This is a genomic window from Paenibacillus marchantiae (assembly GCF_028771845.1).
GTDB classification, from domain to species: Bacteria; Bacillota; Bacilli; order Paenibacillales; family Paenibacillaceae; genus Paenibacillus; species Paenibacillus marchantiae.
Window position 1 is genome coordinate 50,101 of the sequence record NZ_CP118270.1, and the last position, 17,120, is coordinate 67,220.

Here is a 17,120-nt window from a genome sequence, read left to right on the forward strand (position 1 = left end):
CTCCACACTCTCCCCGAGCTATGTAATGGTGTTATATACGCAACATACAACCGTCAATTACCAGCAAATTTCCTTCTTGGATGTGATGCCATTTTAGCATAAAGCCCCATGGGTTGCACTAATTTTCCTGAGAAATGTTATCAATATTTTTCCACAATTCATGGAAATTTCATCTATAAAAATTCATGATCAAACTTATAAATCTGCTTTAATATTGCATTAATATTCAATCGTGATCACCGGGAAACCTACTGTAACTCGATTGGTCCCCTTTTCATCATCCTGATGGACCGCCAGCTGCATGTTCAAGAGATGCGTACCGCTTTTAATCACTATGGGCAAATCCGATGCCTCATATGACACGCTGGCAGTGCTGTTATCCGTATAACGTTCTATCGCTTGCATATTCATATCTACAGACAGCTGTTGCTCGATTTGCTGCAATTGACTGCTCGCGCCACTTTCCATTGCTCCTGTGCCCTGCACAGCGAAATTCCAAGCCGCCTTCATTCCGGAGTCTGTGAGCAACTGGGATACTTGTTCATGCAATGTGATCAATAAACGTTGGTCCGTATGTTCATTGCCTGATAACTGGACGATCGCGTAGTATTTATTTTCCCCCGTAACGACAACATTGACCAGAATGCCTGCTTGCTGAGCATCAGCAGCCATCTCACTACGATAAACATCATGCCCCGTCTGAACACCGCGTTCAGGCTGTTGCAATCCTAGCCGATGAGCAAGCAGCTCCGCCTGGTCTTTTGCATCTCCACGGCCTTCCCCTTGCCATTTAATGACTAAACGCTCCACATGATCGATTGCTGTATCGGCGGTCCTCATTAATTGTTCCAGCTTGCCTGCTTCGGATTCCGTCTTCTCAGCGTACACATGAGTCATGCCTACAAGTATAATGATTGCTAATGCGAGTGTGCCTACTGTCATCCATCGATTTAACATTCGAATCCTCCGCTCTTTCTTACATTCTATGAATCTATCAACAGCATGCCCCTATTACTCATTTGCTAAACTTCTTTTTGGCACACAAAAAAAGCCCTATCCACCATCTTCATGGCTGATCGGACCTTATATCATCTTATAGCAGAACAGACTTTCGAATCATGCTCCACCGATTTCTCAACTTCACTTGGGCACTCAACAAACCAATAGTGCATACCTCAACCTTCACACGCTTCTTTTTCTATTCCGCAAGTCCATTCTTATAAGCATAGATGGCTGCCTGTGTACGGTCATCCACGCCCAATTTTGCTAGTATGTTCGTGACATGGAATTTGACTGTCTTGATCCCAATAATCAGATCATCTGCGATGTCCTGGTTCGATTTGCCTTTAGCGACTAACCGGAGTACATCCATCTCCCGATCAGTCAATTCATCATGAGCTGGTGCCACTGCCTGCGGCTGTCGGAAACGATTCATCATTTTGGACGCCACTTGTGACTCCAAAACCGATTGCCCCCGAGCTGCAGCACGGATTGCATCTGCTACCTCATTGGCTCTCGATGTTTTTAGCAGATAACTGAAGGCTCCTGCCTCGATAACCGGATACATTTTTTCATCATCCAGATAACTGGTCAGTACAATGACCTTGCATTCCGGATACATTTTGAGCAGCTGCCGGGTGGCTTCAATTCCGTCCATCCCTTCCATGACGAGATCCATCAGGACAACATCAGGTTTATACTCCTGTGCCAAGCGAATACCTTCCTCACCGCTACCCGCTTCCCCCACCACTTCAATGCCATCTTCGGTATCCAGGACCGCAGCGAGGCCAATGCGTACCATCTCATGATCATCCACGAGCAACACTTTGATCGACGTTTCCACTTCCGTCTCCGTTTCTATTCCCGTCTCCATTGACATGTTCTTCCCCGCTTTCATCGTTCATCAAAGGTATTGTAATCTCAATTCGTGTTCCTTTGCCCGGCGCCGTTACAAATTGAATGGCTCCGCCAATTTCAGTCACACGTTCACGCATATTAGTCAAACCATAGGAGGCCTGTTTCTGATCGTCGAGATCAAATCCCTGACCATCATCGCGAATCAGTACCCGAATGGCATCTACCCGGCGCTGAAGTCGAATTTCCATCTTTTCTGCCTTCGCATGACGTAATGTATTGGACATCGCTTCCTGAATAATACGGAACAAATGATTCTCAATGCCTTTGATCAAATGAATGTCTTCATCCATTTCGAGCACAATGTCCATAGGTACTTTTGTTTTTAACTCCATCACAAGATCACGCAAACCTTGTTCGAGATGTTTACCCTCCAGGTAGACAGGTCGCAAATGTAATAGCAACGCCCGCATCTCAGATTGAGCTACCGACGCCATCTCTTCAATCAGGGCCACCTGCCGCTGGGCACGTGCAAAATCCTTTTCCATTCTTCGTCCAACCGCCGTTGCGGTCATGGAAATGGCGAACAACTGTTGCGACACGGCATCATGCAATTCTCGTGCCAACCGCTGCCGTTCCTCCACAATGGCCGTTATTCTGGCTTGTTCAGCAAGCTGTGCATTATGAGTAGACAATCGCTGGAGCGAAGATACCTGATCTTCCCACTTTTTTCCGATACGTCCAAGCTGCTCACTTAATCGCCCGACATCATCAATGCCGAGGTCCGGCACAGTACGTGAAAGTGACCCCTTTTCCCATTGCAGCAGCGTCTCTCGCAATAGTTCAAGCCTTCGTTTGACCCGGTAACTCTGATAGAAGCCGAAGGCCGCACCCATACCGACCAAGAGCAGCAGTAACGCTAGACCCGATTGAATCAGATGTCTCCATCCAGCAAACGGAGCAAGATAACCATATGTATACAATACATACAAGATTACAATGAGCACAATGAAAACAAGGAGGATCCCTTCACCCATACTTCGGGTTACCATGTCGGTATGTCGTTTTGTCTTCATCCGGGTCTCCTCCTTCTTCACCTATTTAACTTATTACGGATTACTGATGTTTAGGTCGCCAACAATATAAGAAATGACAAATTTTGCTTTATGTTCACTGGACTCATATCCAGGAGTTCTCCATACCAATTTGTTCATCATGCCACTATCCTGCTCTCCATTCAGGCTAATCCGTCCAAAGAGTACCGATGCCTCAATTTCAACACCATAATCTTCAGGCAGTATCAGACGAACATTCCCCATAACTCCCTGCAAAAGTACAATCGTTTGTTTCTCTTCCGGGAGGGAAAGTGACAGATCTGCATTAATCTCACCCATGGCATGCCATAGGCTCATACTCCGCAATGTCCATGGTGCTTGATCCCAATAGTACCGGGCCATGAAGTTTTGCTTGCGCATGATATTCCCATCTAGATGAATCTTTTTGTTTTTGGAATAAAAATAGGCCAGCGAAGCCAGTACAATCAAAAATACAATCATTAGATTATCAAGCAACAACAGTGCGGCACCGATACCGAGGTATCGATAACCTTTGTGTGTGTCCCCCTTACGAACTTGTACCATACCTATCGTTAACAGAATCAGTGCGGCGACGGTCAGTAGGTTAATATTTCGGTTCAGTAACATCAGCATGCCGATCACAATGATTACAACAGCAAGCCATTGACCCTTCTTATTCATCTCTGCCGCACCTCCTCTGTAAGTTAATCTTCCCAATTCGACGGAAAAGCCATATCAGGCTTTAAACACCTGTATGGCTTAACCTTTGTTCTAGAAACCGTTCTTTATTCACGATTTATAGAATATCATATTGTCTGCTGAGCGAACAGTTATTCTTTTGAAGTACCGCCCGTTTCATTTTTGGCACCATTGCCAATTTTGTTTTTCAGAGCTTGCAGCTGTTGATCCACTTTGAATTGCTTTTCGGTATCTACAGGGTTAGTGTACGTAGATTGTGTATTACGATAAGGTGCACGGCTCACATCAGCTTCAGCTTCCATTTGCATGATTTTCTCTTCCATGCGGTGGAATCCAAGGGATGCACCACCACTCTCGATCGAGTGCAAGCTGTTGATTTGAGACATTTGTTTTTTGGCTTTCGCCATCTGTGCACGGGATACGAGTTCATTACGTTTGTTACGCATTTTGTAGAACTCATCTTTCATGTCATGCAGCTGTTGCAGCAAATCTTTGGCTTGAGCTTCGGATTGAGCATGAAGTTCTCTGTATTCCGTAATTTTTTGATCGAAGTAGATTTTCTCTTCCAGCAATTTACGAGCCACTTCTTCCTGACCATTAGCCAGTGCAGCCTCTGCCTGAGACTCACGTTGTACCGATGTACGTTCTGCTTCGTCCAGACGCTGTTTCATACGACGCTCGTTCGCCATTTGTTTGGCGACTGTTACCTCTGCCTCATGAATTTCAGCCTCCATGTCACGCAAGTACTGGTTCAACATTACAATCGGGTCTTCCACTTTATCCAACATATCATTTACCGACGCTTTAGTCATATCCTTAATCCGTTTAAATACTCCCATTTTACTTTTCTCCCTTCTCGTAACGAGATAATTTTTGGCGAAGCTCTTCAACTTCTTTTTTCAATGCTTTTTTCTCAATATCTTTCATCATGGAATCAAGTTCACTTTCTTGCTGTGACCCTGCTCCGTAGGCGTTATTGTCGTAAGAACGTGGACCAGACTGAGGTCTGCTGTTGTATCCTGGGCCAGGACCAAAGTTTCCAGGGCCTTGATTATGGTTGTTTTGGAAAGGACCTCTTGGCGGCTCGTGATCAAAGTTGTTGTATCCTCTACCAGCGCCAGGACCAGGACCCGGACCATAGCCGTATGGATCATAAGGTGGATATGGCTCTTTTGGCACCACCAGTGCTGCGATGAAGTAGATTAACAACGACGTGCCGCCAGTTACGAAGATACTGATGACGAAGATGATACGCAGCAAGGTTGAATCCATGCCGATCGACTCGGATATCCCACCACATAATCCTGTCAGCATCCGGTCACGTGTTGAGCGATATAATTTGCTCATGTGCTTACTCCTTTCGTTTACTTGTATCCTCTTACGTGATCAGCACCATAAGTGTATGGATCAGCGTGATAGGGTTCTTTTGGCACTACCAATGCAGCGATGAAGTAGATCAACAATGATGTACCCCCCGTAGCGAAAATACTGATGAAGAAAATGATACGCAGCAGCGTGGAACTAAATCCAAGATTTTCAGATATGCCGCCAATCAAACCTGTCAGCATACGATTACGCGATGAGCGGTAAAGTTTATTCATGTGTCTACTCCTTTCTGTCATTGTTCAGCTTTTGTTTCAGCCGTTCCAGTTCTTTGTCCAGCGTAGAGGATGACATGGTGCCAGACGTACCTGACCCATCCTGACTCATCCGCCGCAAATCCCGGAGACTTTGTGCCTCATATTCGAGATCAGAAACTTGATCGTCCAGCCGGTTGAACATACGGGGTACATTCTGACCGTTGTAGTGACTTCTCTGATTCATTCGTTGCTGCAATTGAATCGTCTGCATACGAGCGTAGTAATATTGGCGTTTGCTATATACATTTTGATACTCCACTTTCAGTTGGTCGATCTGTTCGTCCAGTTCCTGTAAAGCCGCGTTGCTTTGTGCGTATAATTCATTGTATTGCTCCATTTTTTCCTCGTGGAGGATTTTCTCCTGTAAAGCAAGTTTAGCTAAATGCTCCTCGCCTGCTTTCAGAGCCATGGAAGCTTGTTCTTCCCGTTTGTGTACCATACCTGCTGCCTGATCCGCTTGTTGTTTCATTTGTCTGGTATGGCTTGCATATTGATGACGAAGCTTCTCGGCTTCACCGATGTCTTGGCGGGTCGAGACCAGAAACTGATCAATCAGTTTGACTGGATCCTGACTTTGCTCCAGATGTTCGTTTAAATTAGCTACGGTAATATCCCGCATTCGACGAAATACACTCATTTTGTCTGTCCTCCTTATCATAATCGTGAAAGCTTAGTAACGGCCACGACGACTGCGATTATTACTCAACATGGAGAATCCGAAGATGATTAACCCAATCGCGATGATCGGTCCGATCAGCCAGGCTAGTTTACCCAGCAATGAGAGGATACCGATGAAGAGAACAATCCATCCAAGCAGTACATTTCCTCGTTTAACTCCGTAGTAGCCAAGTGCAATCATCAGGATCGGAATTAGATAACCCATTAAATGTCCCAGTAGAGGAGTTAACTTCCCGAAGAGGAGGAGTGCACCCAATGCAATCAGTACAACCGCCCAGCCATTTCCTTTATTCCATCTCATAATTATTGTTCACCACCCTTTCGGTTCGTTAATTTTGGTTTGTGTGTTTGTTCGTTTGTTTCTTGTTTAACCTTATGTCCTTATTCTAGGGGAAACTGCGACTTTTCAAAACAGACCGTGGACGGTTTTTCATCCTAGACTCAGGTCGGGGATCGGGTTGGACCTTTGACTGTCCCTGGATCAGACCATTGGCCACTATACCGAATAAAGGCCTTAGATATCCCTTATTAACCTTCTTCAAAGCCGTTTCACCCCGTATGAATACGACGTCCATACCTCTTATCTACGTTCTCCCTCGACTGACGTTTCCCATTATGCCTTCCATTAAAGATAAAACGACCTCAATTATTATTTGAACGATTTTATGATCTTCATTTCCACTTGAATTTTTATTACTTTTTTATCCAAATAAACAAAATTTAGATTGTTCTATATGTAAGCGTTTACTAAAATAGAAAGTGTTACTAATCCAAAAGTCAGGAGTGGACCTGTGCGATCATTCAGCTATCTACATAAAATGATAGTCTTCGGAATCTTGTTAAGTACCCTGCCCATTCTGTTGACGGGAATCGCCGCTTTTATCTATTCTTCAAAACAATCAGAGCTGCATCGTGCTCAAGCTAATAAACAACTGTTAATCCAAATGCAAACCAACGTGGAGCACAAACTTGCAACCGTAAGCTATATGCTCGATCAGGCCGTTCGGTCACCGGACACGCTCCATTCGCTAACTTCATCATCATCGGTTCAGGGCACCGGGCCTTTGTTTGCTGAGAAGTTACAGACCGAATTCAAGAATATGAGATCATGGGAGCCTCTAATGGATATTACACTCGTAAATCAGACCCAGGATTGGCTTATCGATCATGCTGGCCTGTACCTGAATACTGATTTTCCAATGGCTCTGCCCATGAAAGACTTATTATCGAACACACTCACATCCGGTTGGCAGCTTACACCATCATCCGTGTTTAACAATAATGAACGCTTGATGAATTCAGGCTGCATTTACCATATTGCACTCGCCAGATCGATACCCGATGTAAATGTTTCTTCTGACGCTGCCCTGATTGCGGGAATTCCCGCATGTTCACTGCAAAAACCACTGGAAGAGGATTCACCAGACAGCTCTAAGGTCGGACTAATCATTTTGAATCGTAAACAACGCATCATGGTCCACCCCGATCCCGAATATATTGGTCAGCCATTGGCTGCAGCAGGAATAAAAGATAGCGAATCCGGTACCAATCTTAGCGAGCTGTTATCTATCCGTGGATTCGCTGCCTCTTCAGGCCAACGGGAGGTACGTATTGCAGATACACGTTACTCGCTGTCCTATACGCATTCTTCTCTAAAAGGGTGGACATATATTCTCATTTCGCCTACGAATATTCTTACTCACGAGTATGTTCAAATTGGGTTGCACACCATGTATATCAGTGTCGCTATGCTACTGCTTTCACTGTTGCTCTCATGGGCAGGTTCGAGAAGAATGGTTATACCCATACGCAAGCTTCTCGTACAACTTGGTGATAAACGCTTATCCAAAGGTAACTTGGAAACCAATTCTACCCTTCATATGGATGAATTTGAGCAAATCAGAGCTGGCGTTTCACAGCTGTCTGCTTCTCGATCCCAACTTGAAAGCAAATTGAATCAGTATAAGTTGCAGATCCGCACTCATTTTCTAATCAACCTGCTTCTGGGCAAAAATGCTCCATCCACTCTTCATGACACACTCAGAGAGAATGGTTATGGTTCACAGCTTCAAAAATGGCAACAAATAGCCGTCATTGCAATCCAGGCTGATCTTATGAATCACACCAAATATCATGCCAAGGATCGTGATTTGTTGCTGTTTGCCGTTCAGAATATACTGGAGGAGAGTGTTTATGCAGAACAACAGTTACTTCCTGTCGTATATGAACAGGCTGTTATTACAATTATCGGTACCCCTGAGAAAGATCGTGTTCGCTTTTCACAGCATGTGTATACGTTAACGGAACAACTACAACTTCAGATCAGTGAGATCCTTAGTCTCCAGGTAAGCATTGGCTTTAGTCGGCCCCACGTCTCCCTATTTCAGATACCGCAAGCTTATACGGAGGCCCTTGAAGCGCTCAAGCATCGAATGAAACTGGGAGCAGGCATCATCTTTCAATTTGAGGCGATCGATAATCGTACCTCCCATTGGGCACTTCCATATCCAGAATCACTGGAGTATACGCTGATTCAGGCTATCCAAAATGCCGATGAAGCCCAGGCCTCCTCTCATCTCCATCAGTTGCTTGAAGTGCTGTTCGGCATGGAATGTACACCGGAAGAATATCAGGTAGCACTTACCCGATTGTTAACACATATTTTGCAGATGATGCAGGAATCCGGTATACGATTGGGACAGATCTCCAAAGGCCATGGGTCTATCTTCAATGAACTTCATGCTCTACAGTACGCAGCTGAGGTTGAGCAATGGTTTAACAATCATATCATCATACCGATCATTCTCATTTTGAAAGAAAGACAGTACGCCCAATATCAGCACATATCCGAGAAAATGATTGCCATCATCCAGAAAGAATACGATAAGGATCTGACGTTGGAGGAATGCGCATCCAGACTTCACTACAATGCCAACTACCTAAGTAGTGTGTTCCGCAAAGAGACAGGCTGTGCTTTCAGTGAGTATCTGACGAAGTACCGCTTCAGTATAGCTAAAAAGTGGCTTGACGAAAGCGAGCTAGCGGTCAAGGATATTGCCGCACGGCTTCGTTATAACAACCCGCAGAACTTTATCCGTTCTTTTCGAAAATGGGAAGGGATCACTCCTGGACAGTATAGGGAACGAAAGCAGAAGCCTGATCTATCCATAAAGCAATAATTGGCTCTTTTGGTGATGAAGTACGACGGTTATAACTATTTCTATCTATAGAAGAAGAACGTTTGTTATTTAGTCGAAGAATAAGTTGTTTTATATATGAACATCAAAAGGGAGCAGTATAACTGCTCCCTTTGCTCCCTTAAAATTTCATCTAAATTGATTATTGCTGAAATGGGTGTACTGTTACTTGGGCCGTACCACTTTCATATTCGGTTGCTCCAATTGAATCAGAATTTTACCGAACTTCCCTCCACGTGAGAATGTAACCATACCATCCTTGTAAGTGTCTCTAATATATTGCTCAGCCAGGGCAAGTGAACCTTCATCCGTTGGCAGTTCATGCGTACTAAGCCACTCCTGAAGCTTATCAACGACTTCCTCAACAGACATCTCCATATAACTTGTTTCTTTAGTGATCAAGGTGGTGTAAGAATAATCTTTCAGGTACAGCAGCTGTTGTATATATCCCATATCTCCAGCGTTGTATGATGGATAGACACCTAGTACCTCTTTAAGCTCATTTATTAGTGTGTGTTCTCTCGGTCCAGCCATCGTGCTGATATAAACATACTTTCGGGCAGTGCTGATCGCCTGTTCAATCGTTTCCCAATTCGACATTGCCGGGCACATGGATGCAAATGCAAAATCATATTTCTTCTCCCAACCCTTGTCCTGAATCGATATATCCTCGAACCGCTCTGAAACGATATCAATACTGGATGTAAGGGATGCAGGAATTGTCTCCTTCATTAATGAAACTAACAGTTCAGAGGGCTCTACAGCTGTAACGGTCGCTCCTTTGGTTGCAAAAGGAATCGTAAAGATGCCCGACGCTGCTCCAATGTCTAATATCGATACCCCGTCAAAACTCACTCCCTGATTTTCAATCCAGCCTATGATGCGTCCGGATCGCTGCTTTCCTTCTTCTGTAAACGATTGTTGATGATATTCTCTAGCCCATCGTTCAAACGCTGATTTCGCGTCAAACGCTGCGCTCTTCATATTGTATGTTGAAGCTGTGGACTGATTCTTCCACGCTTCTTCCCACATAGATAGATCGAATAATATTTCAGAATGCTTGGATATATGTTTTTCCTCAGACACGTTGCTTCCCTCCATTTCTTTTATAAAATATAAATCCGCTCGCAAAAAGGATATTATCTTGTTTTGATAAGCATCTTTTATATGTTTAAAAGAGCTATAATATCCATAATTATTCAAAATAATATCAGAGACTTTATATGTCTACAATATACTCATTGAAGTTATGCGTCAATACATAAACAAAAATAACTTCATCTCCTTCTATAAGCCATAAGAAATTAGGGGATGAAATTGACGCAGTAGCACAGCAATTGAAAGGTCGCCAATTTACAGGTAAAGCACTACTTTGAATCTAGAGATACCAGAATGTCGCGTATTTGCCCAAGCACATCATGCTGAATTCCCCTGCAGTAATTGTTGTGGTGACCTACAAGAATCCATTCAGGATCCCCCTCTTTGCCTAAGTACCACAAGTCATCTTTCAACCCATCAAATAAAAAAAGCTCATTAGATTTTGCATCTAATGAGCTTTTCCTTACTTGCTTGAATACCGGCGAGAGGACTCGAACCTCCACGGTTTCCCACTCGATTTTGAGTCGAGCGCGTCTGCCATTCCGCCACGCCGGCATATGATGTTTTTATAAAAATATACTGGAGGCGCCACCCAGATTCGAACTGGGGATAAAGCTTTTGCAGAGCTGTGCCTTACCACTTGGCTATGGCGCCATATTTTGGAGCGGACGACGGGAATCGAACCCGCGACCCTCGCCTTGGCAAGGCGATGCTCTACCGCTGAGCCACGTCCGCATAATGGCTGGGGATATAGGATTTGAACCTATGCATGACGGAGTCAAAGTCCGTTGCCTTACCGCTTGGCTAATCCCCAAAAAACAAAAGGGCGATCGAGGGGAATTGAACCCCCGAATGCCGGATCCACAAACCGGTGCGTTAACCACTTCGCCACGACCGCCATAATACAATATGCTCTTAAAAGTTAATTGGCAGGGGCAGCAGGAATTGAACCCACACCAACGGTTTTGGAGACCGTTGTTCTACCTTTAAACTATGCCCCTAAAAACTGGTGGAGGATGATGGATTCGAACCACCGAACCCGTACGGGAGCAGATTTACAGTCTGATGCGTTTGGCCACTTCGCTAATCCTCCAGGATTACATGGTGCCGGCGAGAGGACTTGAACCCCCAACCTACTGATTACAAGTCAGTTGCTCTACCAGTTGAGCTACACCGGCGTATTAAGTTGTGATAAATGGTGGCTCGGGACGGAATCGAACCGCCGACACGAGGATTTTCAGTCCTCTGCTCTACCGACTGAGCTACCGAGCCACAATAAAGTTTAATCTCGAAACGTTACACTTTATCTAGGGCGTTCGGTGCCATATAGCAGATTTAGTGAACAGCTTCCTCATGTAAAGATTAAAATGGCGGAACCGACGGGATTCGAACCCGCGATCTCCTGCGTGACAGGCAGGCATGTTAGGCCAACTACACCACGGTTCCAGATCACTTTCTTGAAAGAAAGTATAATTGCGGGGGCAGGATTTGAACCTGCGGCCTTCGGGTTATGAGCCCGACGAGCTACCGGGCTGCTCCACCCCGCGTCGTTATTAAAAGTTATATGGTGGAGGCTGAGGGGATCGAACCCCCGACCCTCTGCTTGTAAGGCAGATGCTCTCCCAGCTGAGCTAAGCCTCCGAACAACACATTTATGATCTTATCATAAAACTGCTGTGAAAATCAACTTCTTTTTTTGAAGTTAGATATGACCCGTAGGGGATTCGAACCCCTGTTACCTCCGTGAAAGGGAGGTGTCTTAACCCCTTGACCAACGGGCCTTACTATGGCGGAGAGAGAGGGATTCGAACCCTCGAGACGCTTGTGGCGCCTACACGATTTCCAATCGTGCTCCTTCGGCCAACTCGGACACCTCTCCATATGGCTCCCCGAACAGGGCTCGAACCTGTGACAACTCGATTAACAGTCGAGTGCTCTACCAACTGAGCTATCAGGGAATATGCTTCAGAGATCATTCTCTGAAAACTAGATCCGAAACGAAATGTGCGATTTATAACTTGCATATTTGGATAAGCCCTCGACCGATTAGTACTGGTCAGCTCCATGCATTGCTGCACTTCCACCCCCAGCCTATCTACCTCGTCGTCTTCAAGGGGTCTTACATACTGGGAAATCTCATCTTGAGGGGGGCTTCACGCTTAGATGCTTTCAGCGCTTATCCCTTCCGTACATAGCTACCCAGCGGTGCTCCTGGCGGAACAACTGGTACACCAGCGGTACGTCCATCCCGGTCCTCTCGTACTAAGGACAGCTCCTCTCAAATTTCCTACGCCCACGACAGATAGGGACCGAACTGTCTCACGACGTTCTGAACCCAGCTCGCGTACCGCTTTAATGGGCGAACAGCCCAACCCTTGGGACCTACTTCAGCCCCAGGATGCGATGAGCCGACATCGAGGTGCCAAACCTCCCCGTCGATGTGGACTCTTGGGGGAGATAAGCCTGTTATCCCCAGGGTAGCTTTTATCCGTTGAGCGATGGCCCTTCCATGCGGTACCACCGGATCACTAAGCCCGACTTTCGTCCCTGCTCGACTTGTAGGTCTCGCAGTCAAGCTCCCTTATGCCTTTGCACTCTTCGAATGATTTCCAACCATTCTGAGGGAACCTTTGGGCGCCTCCGTTACTCTTTAGGAGGCGACCGCCCCAGTCAAACTGCCCACCTGACACTGTCCCCGCACCGGATTACGGTACCAGGTTAGAACCTAGATACGATCAGGGTGGTATCCCAACGGTGCCTCCACGCAAGCTGGCGCTCACGTTTCAAAGGCTCCCACCTATCCTGTACAGATCGTACCCAAATTCAATATCAAGCTGCAGTAAAGCTCCATGGGGTCTTTCCGTCTTGTCGCGGGTAACCTGCATCTTCACAGGTATTAAAATTTCACCGGATCTCTCGTTGAGACAGCGCCCAAGTCGTTACGCCATTCGTGCGGGTCAGAATTTACCTGACAAGGAATTTCGCTACCTTAGGACCGTTATAGTTACGGCCGCCGTTTACTGGGGCTTCGGTTCACAGCTTCGGATTGCTCCTAACCGCTCCCCTTAACCTTCCAGCACCGGGCAGGCGTCAGCCCGTATACTTCGCCTTACGGCTTCGCACAGACCTGTGTTTTTGCTAAACAGTCGCTTGGGCCTTTTCACTGCGGCCCCCTCGTGCTATTCACACTACCGGGGCACCCCTTCTCCCGAAGTTACGGGGTCATTTTGCCGAGTTCCTTAACGAGAGTTCTTCCGCGCGCCTTAGAATTCTCTTCTCGCCTACCTGTGTCGGTTTGCGGTACGGGCACCATCACCTGGCTAGAGGCTTTTCTTGGCAGTGTGAGATCATGACCTTCGCTACTATAATTTTCGCTCCCCATCACAGCCCAGCCTTAATGATGTGCGGATTTGCCTACACATCAGCCTCACTGCTTAGACGGACATCCATCAGTCCGCGTCACTACCCTGCTGCGTCCCCCCATTGCTCATAACGGCTTACGGTGGTACAGGAATTTCGACCTGTTGTCCTTCGACTACGCCTTTCGGCCTCGCCTTAGGTCCCGACTTACCCTGAGCGGACGAGCCTTCCTCAGGAACCCTTAGGCTTTCGGCGGATCAGATTCTCACTGATCTTTTCGTTACTCATACCGGCATTCTCACTTGTATAATGTCCAGCGCTCCTTACGGTACACCTTCAACCCTTATACAACGCTCCCCTACCCCTGATACATAGTATCAAGCCATAGCTTCGGTGGTGTGTTTAGCCCCGTTACATTTTCGGCGCAGAGTCACTCGACCAGTGAGCTATTACGCACTCTTTCAATGGTGGCTGCTTCTAAGCCAACATCCTGGTTGTCTGTGCAACTCCACATCCTTTCCCACTTAACACACACTTGGGGACCTTAGCTGATGGTCTGGGCTGTTTCCCTTTTGACAATGGATCTTAGCACTCACTGTCTGACTCCCGGAAGTAAGTCTATGGCATTCGGAGTTTGACTGAGCTTGGTAACCCTTGCGGGCCCCGCACCCAATCAGTGCTCTACCTCCACGACTCTGTTTTCCGAGGCTAGCCCTAAAGCTATTTCGGGGAGAACCAGCTATCTCCGAGTTCGATTGGAATTTCTCCGCTACCCCCACCTCATCCCCGCATTTTTCAACATGCGTGGGTTCGGGCCTCCAGTGCGTGTTACCGCACCTTCACCCTGGACAGGGGTAGATCACCCGGTTTCGGGTCTACGTCCACGTACTATGTCGCCCTATTCAGACTCGCTTTCGCTGCGGCTCCGGCTCTTCACCTTAACCTTGCACGGGAACGTAACTCGCCGGTTCATTCTACAAAAGGCACGCCATCACCCCTAAAACGGGCTCTGACTTTTTGTAAGCACACGGTTTCAGGTTCTATTTCACTCCCCTTCCGGGGTGCTTTTCACCTTTCCCTCACGGTACTGCTTCACTATCGGTCGCTAGGAAGTATTTAGCCTTGGCAGATGGTCCTGCCGGATTCATACGGGGTTTCACGTGCCCCGCACTACTCGGGATACATCTCGGAGGGAACAGACTTTCAAGTACAGGGCTTTTACCTTCTTTGGCGGGCCTTTCCAGACCTCTTCGCTTAACCGGTTCCTTTGTAACTCCATGTGAGATGTCCCACAACCCCAAAGAGCAAGCTCTCTGGTTTGGGCTTCTCCGCGTTCGCTCGCCGCTACTGACGGAATCACTATTGTTTTCTCTTCCTCAAGGTACTTAGATGTTTCAGTTCCCTTGGTATGCCTCTGCATAACCTATGTATTCAGTTATGAGTAACTGGAAATTACCCCAGCTGGGTTTCCCCATTCGGACACCCCCGGATCAAAGCTTGCTTACAGCTCCCCGAGGCAGTTTCGTTGTTCGCCACGTCCTTCATCGGCTCCTAGCGCCTAGGCATCCTCCGTGTGCTCTTAGTAGCTTAACCAATTGCTCCAAGGAGCAAATGCAATCTACCGTTTTTATTGAAACTTGTTTAACACAAGTTCAGCTTAAAAAGGAATGTTCTAATTCGCAAAATTTCGTTTCGATATCTAGTTTTCAAAGAACAAGCTCCATGCAAAAGCAAGCTGTTTGAGAGTTTGAGCTCTCAAAACTGAGCAACGAGTGAGTAATTTTTGCAGCTAAGCTGCATATTTGAATGTTTCCACTCGGGAAACGATTCTCCATAGAAAGGAGGTGATCCAGCCGCACCTTCCGATACGGCTACCTTGTTACGACTTCACCCCAATCATCTATCCCACCTTCGGCGGCTGGCTCCTTGCGGTTACCCCACCGACTTCGGGTGTTATAAACTCTCGTGGTGTGACGGGCGGTGTGTACAAGACCCGGGAACGTATTCACCGCGGCATGCTGATCCGCGATTACTAGCAATTCCGACTTCATGCAGGCGAGTTGCAGCCTGCAATCCGAACTGAGACCGGCTTTGTTGGGATTGGCTCCATCTCGCGATTTCGCAGCCCGTTGTACCGGCCATTGTAGTACGTGTGTAGCCCAGGTCATAAGGGGCATGATGATTTGACGTCATCCCCACCTTCCTCCGGTTTGTCACCGGCAGTCTATCTAGAGTGCCCACCCGAAGTGCTGGCAACTAAATATAAGGGTTGCGCTCGTTGCGGGACTTAACCCAACATCTCACGACACGAGCTGACGACAACCATGCACCACCTGTCTTGAATGTTCCGAAGAAAAGGTACATCTCTGCACCGGTCATTCAGATGTCAAGACCTGGTAAGGTTCTTCGCGTTGCTTCGAATTAAACCACATACTCCACTGCTTGTGCGGGTCCCCGTCAATTCCTTTGAGTTTCAGTCTTGCGACCGTACTCCCCAGGCGGAGTGCTTAATGTGTTAACTTCGGCACCAAGGGTATCGAAACCCCTAACACCTAGCACTCATCGTTTACGGCGTGGACTACCAGGGTATCTAATCCTGTTTGCTCCCCACGCTTTCGCGCCTCAGCGTCAGTTACAGCCCAGAGAGTCGCCTTCGCCACTGGTGTTCCTCCACATATCTACGCATTTCACCGCTACACGTGGAATTCCACTCTCCTCTTCTGCACTCAAGTCACCCAGTTTCCAGTGCGATCCGGGGTTGAGCCCCGGGATTAAACACCAGACTTAAATGACCGCCTGCGCGCGCTTTACGCCCAATAATTCCGGACAACGCTTGCCCCCTACGTATTACCGCGGCTGCTGGCACGTAGTTAGCCGGGGCTTTCTTCTCAGGTACCGTCACCTTGAGAGCAGTTACTCTCCCAAGCGTTCTTCCCTGGCAACAGAGCTTTACGATCCGAAAACCTTCATCACTCACGCGGCATTGCTCCGTCAGGCTTTCGCCCATTGCGGAAGATCCCCTACTGCTGCCTCCCGTAGGAGTCTGGGCCGTGTCTCAGTCCCAGTGTGGCCGATCACCCTCTCAGGTCGGCTACGCATCGTCGCCTTGGTGAGCCGTTACCCCACCAACTAGCTAATGCGCCGCAGGCCCATCCCCAAGTGACAGATTGCTCCGTCTTTCCAGTTCTCTTCAGGAGAAGAAAACAACTATTCGGTATTAGCTACCGTTTCCGGTAGTTGTCCCAAACTTGAGGGCAGGTTGCCTACGTGTTACTCACCCGTCCGCCGCTAACTATCAGAGAAGCAAGCTTCTCATCAAGTCCGCTCGACTTGCATGTATTAGGCATGCCGCCAGCGTTCGTCCTGAGCCAGGATCAAACTCTCCAATAAAGTATTGAAAAGAGCGATAAGCTCATTTTGAATCTGACGAGATTAAAAATCTCATTTATTTCGCTTCGAAATCATACAGTCCGAAGACGTGTACCGATTTCTCAGCGTCGATCTTGCAAGCAAGATCG

Annotated in this window: 11 protein-coding genes, 15 tRNA genes and 2 rRNA genes; 1 reads left to right on the forward strand and 27 read right to left on the reverse strand. The window is 47.1% G+C overall.

From position 1 onward, the window contains the following. Nucleotides 1–219: 219 nt before the first annotated feature. The 9 genes from PTQ21_RS00265 to PTQ21_RS00305 form a co-directional block, all read right to left on the reverse strand. Nucleotides 220–957 carry a YwmB family TATA-box binding protein gene (locus tag PTQ21_RS00265; RefSeq protein WP_274568476.1) on the reverse strand — a complete coding sequence of 246 codons (738 nt, stop codon included), beginning with the start codon at nt 955–957 and terminating at the stop codon, nt 220–222. Between the two features lie 241 nt (nt 958–1,198). After that, nucleotides 1,199–1,873, reverse strand: coding sequence for a response regulator transcription factor (locus PTQ21_RS00270; RefSeq protein WP_176854774.1), 675 nt, complete (start codon nt 1,871–1,873; stop codon nt 1,199–1,201). Further along, nucleotides 1,809–2,930, reverse strand: a complete 1,122-nt coding sequence (locus PTQ21_RS00275) for a sensor histidine kinase (RefSeq protein WP_274568477.1) — start codon at nt 2,928–2,930, stop codon at nt 1,809–1,811. The genes PTQ21_RS00270 and PTQ21_RS00275 overlap by 65 nt, the downstream gene beginning before the upstream one ends. A 33-nt stretch (nt 2,931–2,963) precedes the next feature. Then, a complete protein-coding gene (gene liaF, locus PTQ21_RS00280) occupies nt 2,964–3,611 on the reverse strand; it encodes a cell wall-active antibiotics response protein LiaF (RefSeq protein WP_063566167.1) in 648 nt (215 codons plus the stop codon). 149 nt (nt 3,612–3,760) lie between these two features. Continuing rightward, nucleotides 3,761–4,468 (reverse strand): PspA/IM30 family protein, encoded by a 708-nt coding sequence (locus PTQ21_RS00285; protein WP_064635674.1) that lies wholly within the window; start codon nt 4,466–4,468, stop codon nt 3,761–3,763. A gap of 1 nt (nt 4,469) precedes the next feature. Beyond that, nucleotides 4,470–4,976 (reverse strand): PspC domain-containing protein, encoded by a 507-nt coding sequence (locus PTQ21_RS00290; protein ID WP_063566168.1) that lies wholly within the window; start codon nt 4,974–4,976, stop codon nt 4,470–4,472. A gap of 17 nt (nt 4,977–4,993) precedes the next feature. After that, the gene (locus tag PTQ21_RS00295; protein WP_063566169.1) at nt 4,994–5,230 is read right to left on the reverse strand and encodes a PspC domain-containing protein; all 237 of its coding nucleotides are present in this window, start codon (nt 5,228–5,230) and stop codon (nt 4,994–4,996) included. A gap of 4 nt (nt 5,231–5,234) precedes the next feature. Beyond that, nucleotides 5,235–5,906 carry a PspA/IM30 family protein gene (locus tag PTQ21_RS00300; RefSeq protein WP_274568481.1) on the reverse strand — a complete coding sequence of 224 codons (672 nt, stop codon included), beginning with the start codon at nt 5,904–5,906 and terminating at the stop codon, nt 5,235–5,237. 33 nt (nt 5,907–5,939) lie between these two features. Further along, nucleotides 5,940–6,248 (reverse strand): LiaF transmembrane domain-containing protein, encoded by a 309-nt coding sequence (locus PTQ21_RS00305; RefSeq protein WP_062324034.1) that lies wholly within the window; start codon nt 6,246–6,248, stop codon nt 5,940–5,942. 517 nt (nt 6,249–6,765) lie between these two features. Here PTQ21_RS00305 and PTQ21_RS00310 point away from each other — a divergent pair. Further along, entirely contained in the window at nt 6,766–9,126 is a 2,361-nt protein-coding gene (locus PTQ21_RS00310; protein ID WP_274568484.1) for a helix-turn-helix domain-containing protein, read from the forward strand. A gap of 183 nt (nt 9,127–9,309) precedes the next feature. Here PTQ21_RS00310 and PTQ21_RS00315 read toward each other — a convergent pair whose 3' ends face one another. From PTQ21_RS00315 to PTQ21_RS00400, 18 genes are all read right to left on the reverse strand, one after another. After that, nucleotides 9,310–10,230 carry a class I SAM-dependent methyltransferase gene (locus PTQ21_RS00315; protein ID WP_274568486.1) on the reverse strand — a complete coding sequence of 307 codons (921 nt, stop codon included), beginning with the start codon at nt 10,228–10,230 and terminating at the stop codon, nt 9,310–9,312. A 488-nt stretch (nt 10,231–10,718) separates the two neighbouring features. Continuing rightward, nucleotides 10,719–10,797, reverse strand: a tRNA-Leu gene (locus tag PTQ21_RS00320). A 25-nt stretch (nt 10,798–10,822) separates the two neighbouring features. Continuing rightward, nucleotides 10,823–10,896, reverse strand: a tRNA-Cys gene (locus PTQ21_RS00325). 6 nt (nt 10,897–10,902) lie between these two features. Next, a tRNA-Gly gene (locus PTQ21_RS00330) sits at nt 10,903–10,977 on the reverse strand. 4 nt (nt 10,978–10,981) lie between these two features. Further along, a tRNA-Gln gene (locus PTQ21_RS00335) sits at nt 10,982–11,056 on the reverse strand. 11 nt (nt 11,057–11,067) lie between these two features. After that, a tRNA-His gene (locus PTQ21_RS00340) sits at nt 11,068–11,140 on the reverse strand. Nucleotides 11,141–11,169: 29 nt separating this feature from the next. Beyond that, nucleotides 11,170–11,243, reverse strand: a tRNA-Trp gene (locus PTQ21_RS00345). A 6-nt stretch (nt 11,244–11,249) separates the two neighbouring features. Beyond that, nucleotides 11,250–11,335: transfer RNA gene (locus tag PTQ21_RS00350), tRNA-Tyr, on the reverse strand. A gap of 9 nt (nt 11,336–11,344) precedes the next feature. Continuing rightward, a tRNA-Thr gene (locus PTQ21_RS00355) sits at nt 11,345–11,420 on the reverse strand. An 18-nt stretch (nt 11,421–11,438) separates the two neighbouring features. Further along, nucleotides 11,439–11,514 (reverse strand) — tRNA-Phe (locus PTQ21_RS00360). 96 nt (nt 11,515–11,610) lie between these two features. After that, nucleotides 11,611–11,688, reverse strand: a tRNA-Asp gene (locus PTQ21_RS00365). Between the two features lie 27 nt (nt 11,689–11,715). Then, nucleotides 11,716–11,789 (reverse strand) — tRNA-Met (locus tag PTQ21_RS00370). Nucleotides 11,790–11,807: 18 nt separating this feature from the next. Continuing rightward, nucleotides 11,808–11,883: transfer RNA gene (locus PTQ21_RS00375), tRNA-Val, on the reverse strand. 68 nt (nt 11,884–11,951) lie between these two features. Beyond that, nucleotides 11,952–12,023, reverse strand: a tRNA-Glu gene (locus PTQ21_RS00380). Nucleotides 12,024–12,029: 6 nt separating this feature from the next. After that, nucleotides 12,030–12,121: transfer RNA gene (locus PTQ21_RS00385), tRNA-Ser, on the reverse strand. 3 nt (nt 12,122–12,124) lie between these two features. Next, nucleotides 12,125–12,200, reverse strand: a tRNA-Asn gene (locus tag PTQ21_RS00390). 68 nt (nt 12,201–12,268) lie between these two features. Then, nucleotides 12,269–15,195, reverse strand: a 23S ribosomal RNA gene (locus tag PTQ21_RS00395). A 244-nt stretch (nt 15,196–15,439) separates the two neighbouring features. After that, nucleotides 15,440–16,992 (reverse strand): 16S ribosomal RNA (locus PTQ21_RS00400). The 16S and 23S rRNA genes sit together here with 15 tRNA genes alongside, the layout of an rRNA operon. Nucleotides 16,993–17,120 lie beyond the last annotated feature (128 nt).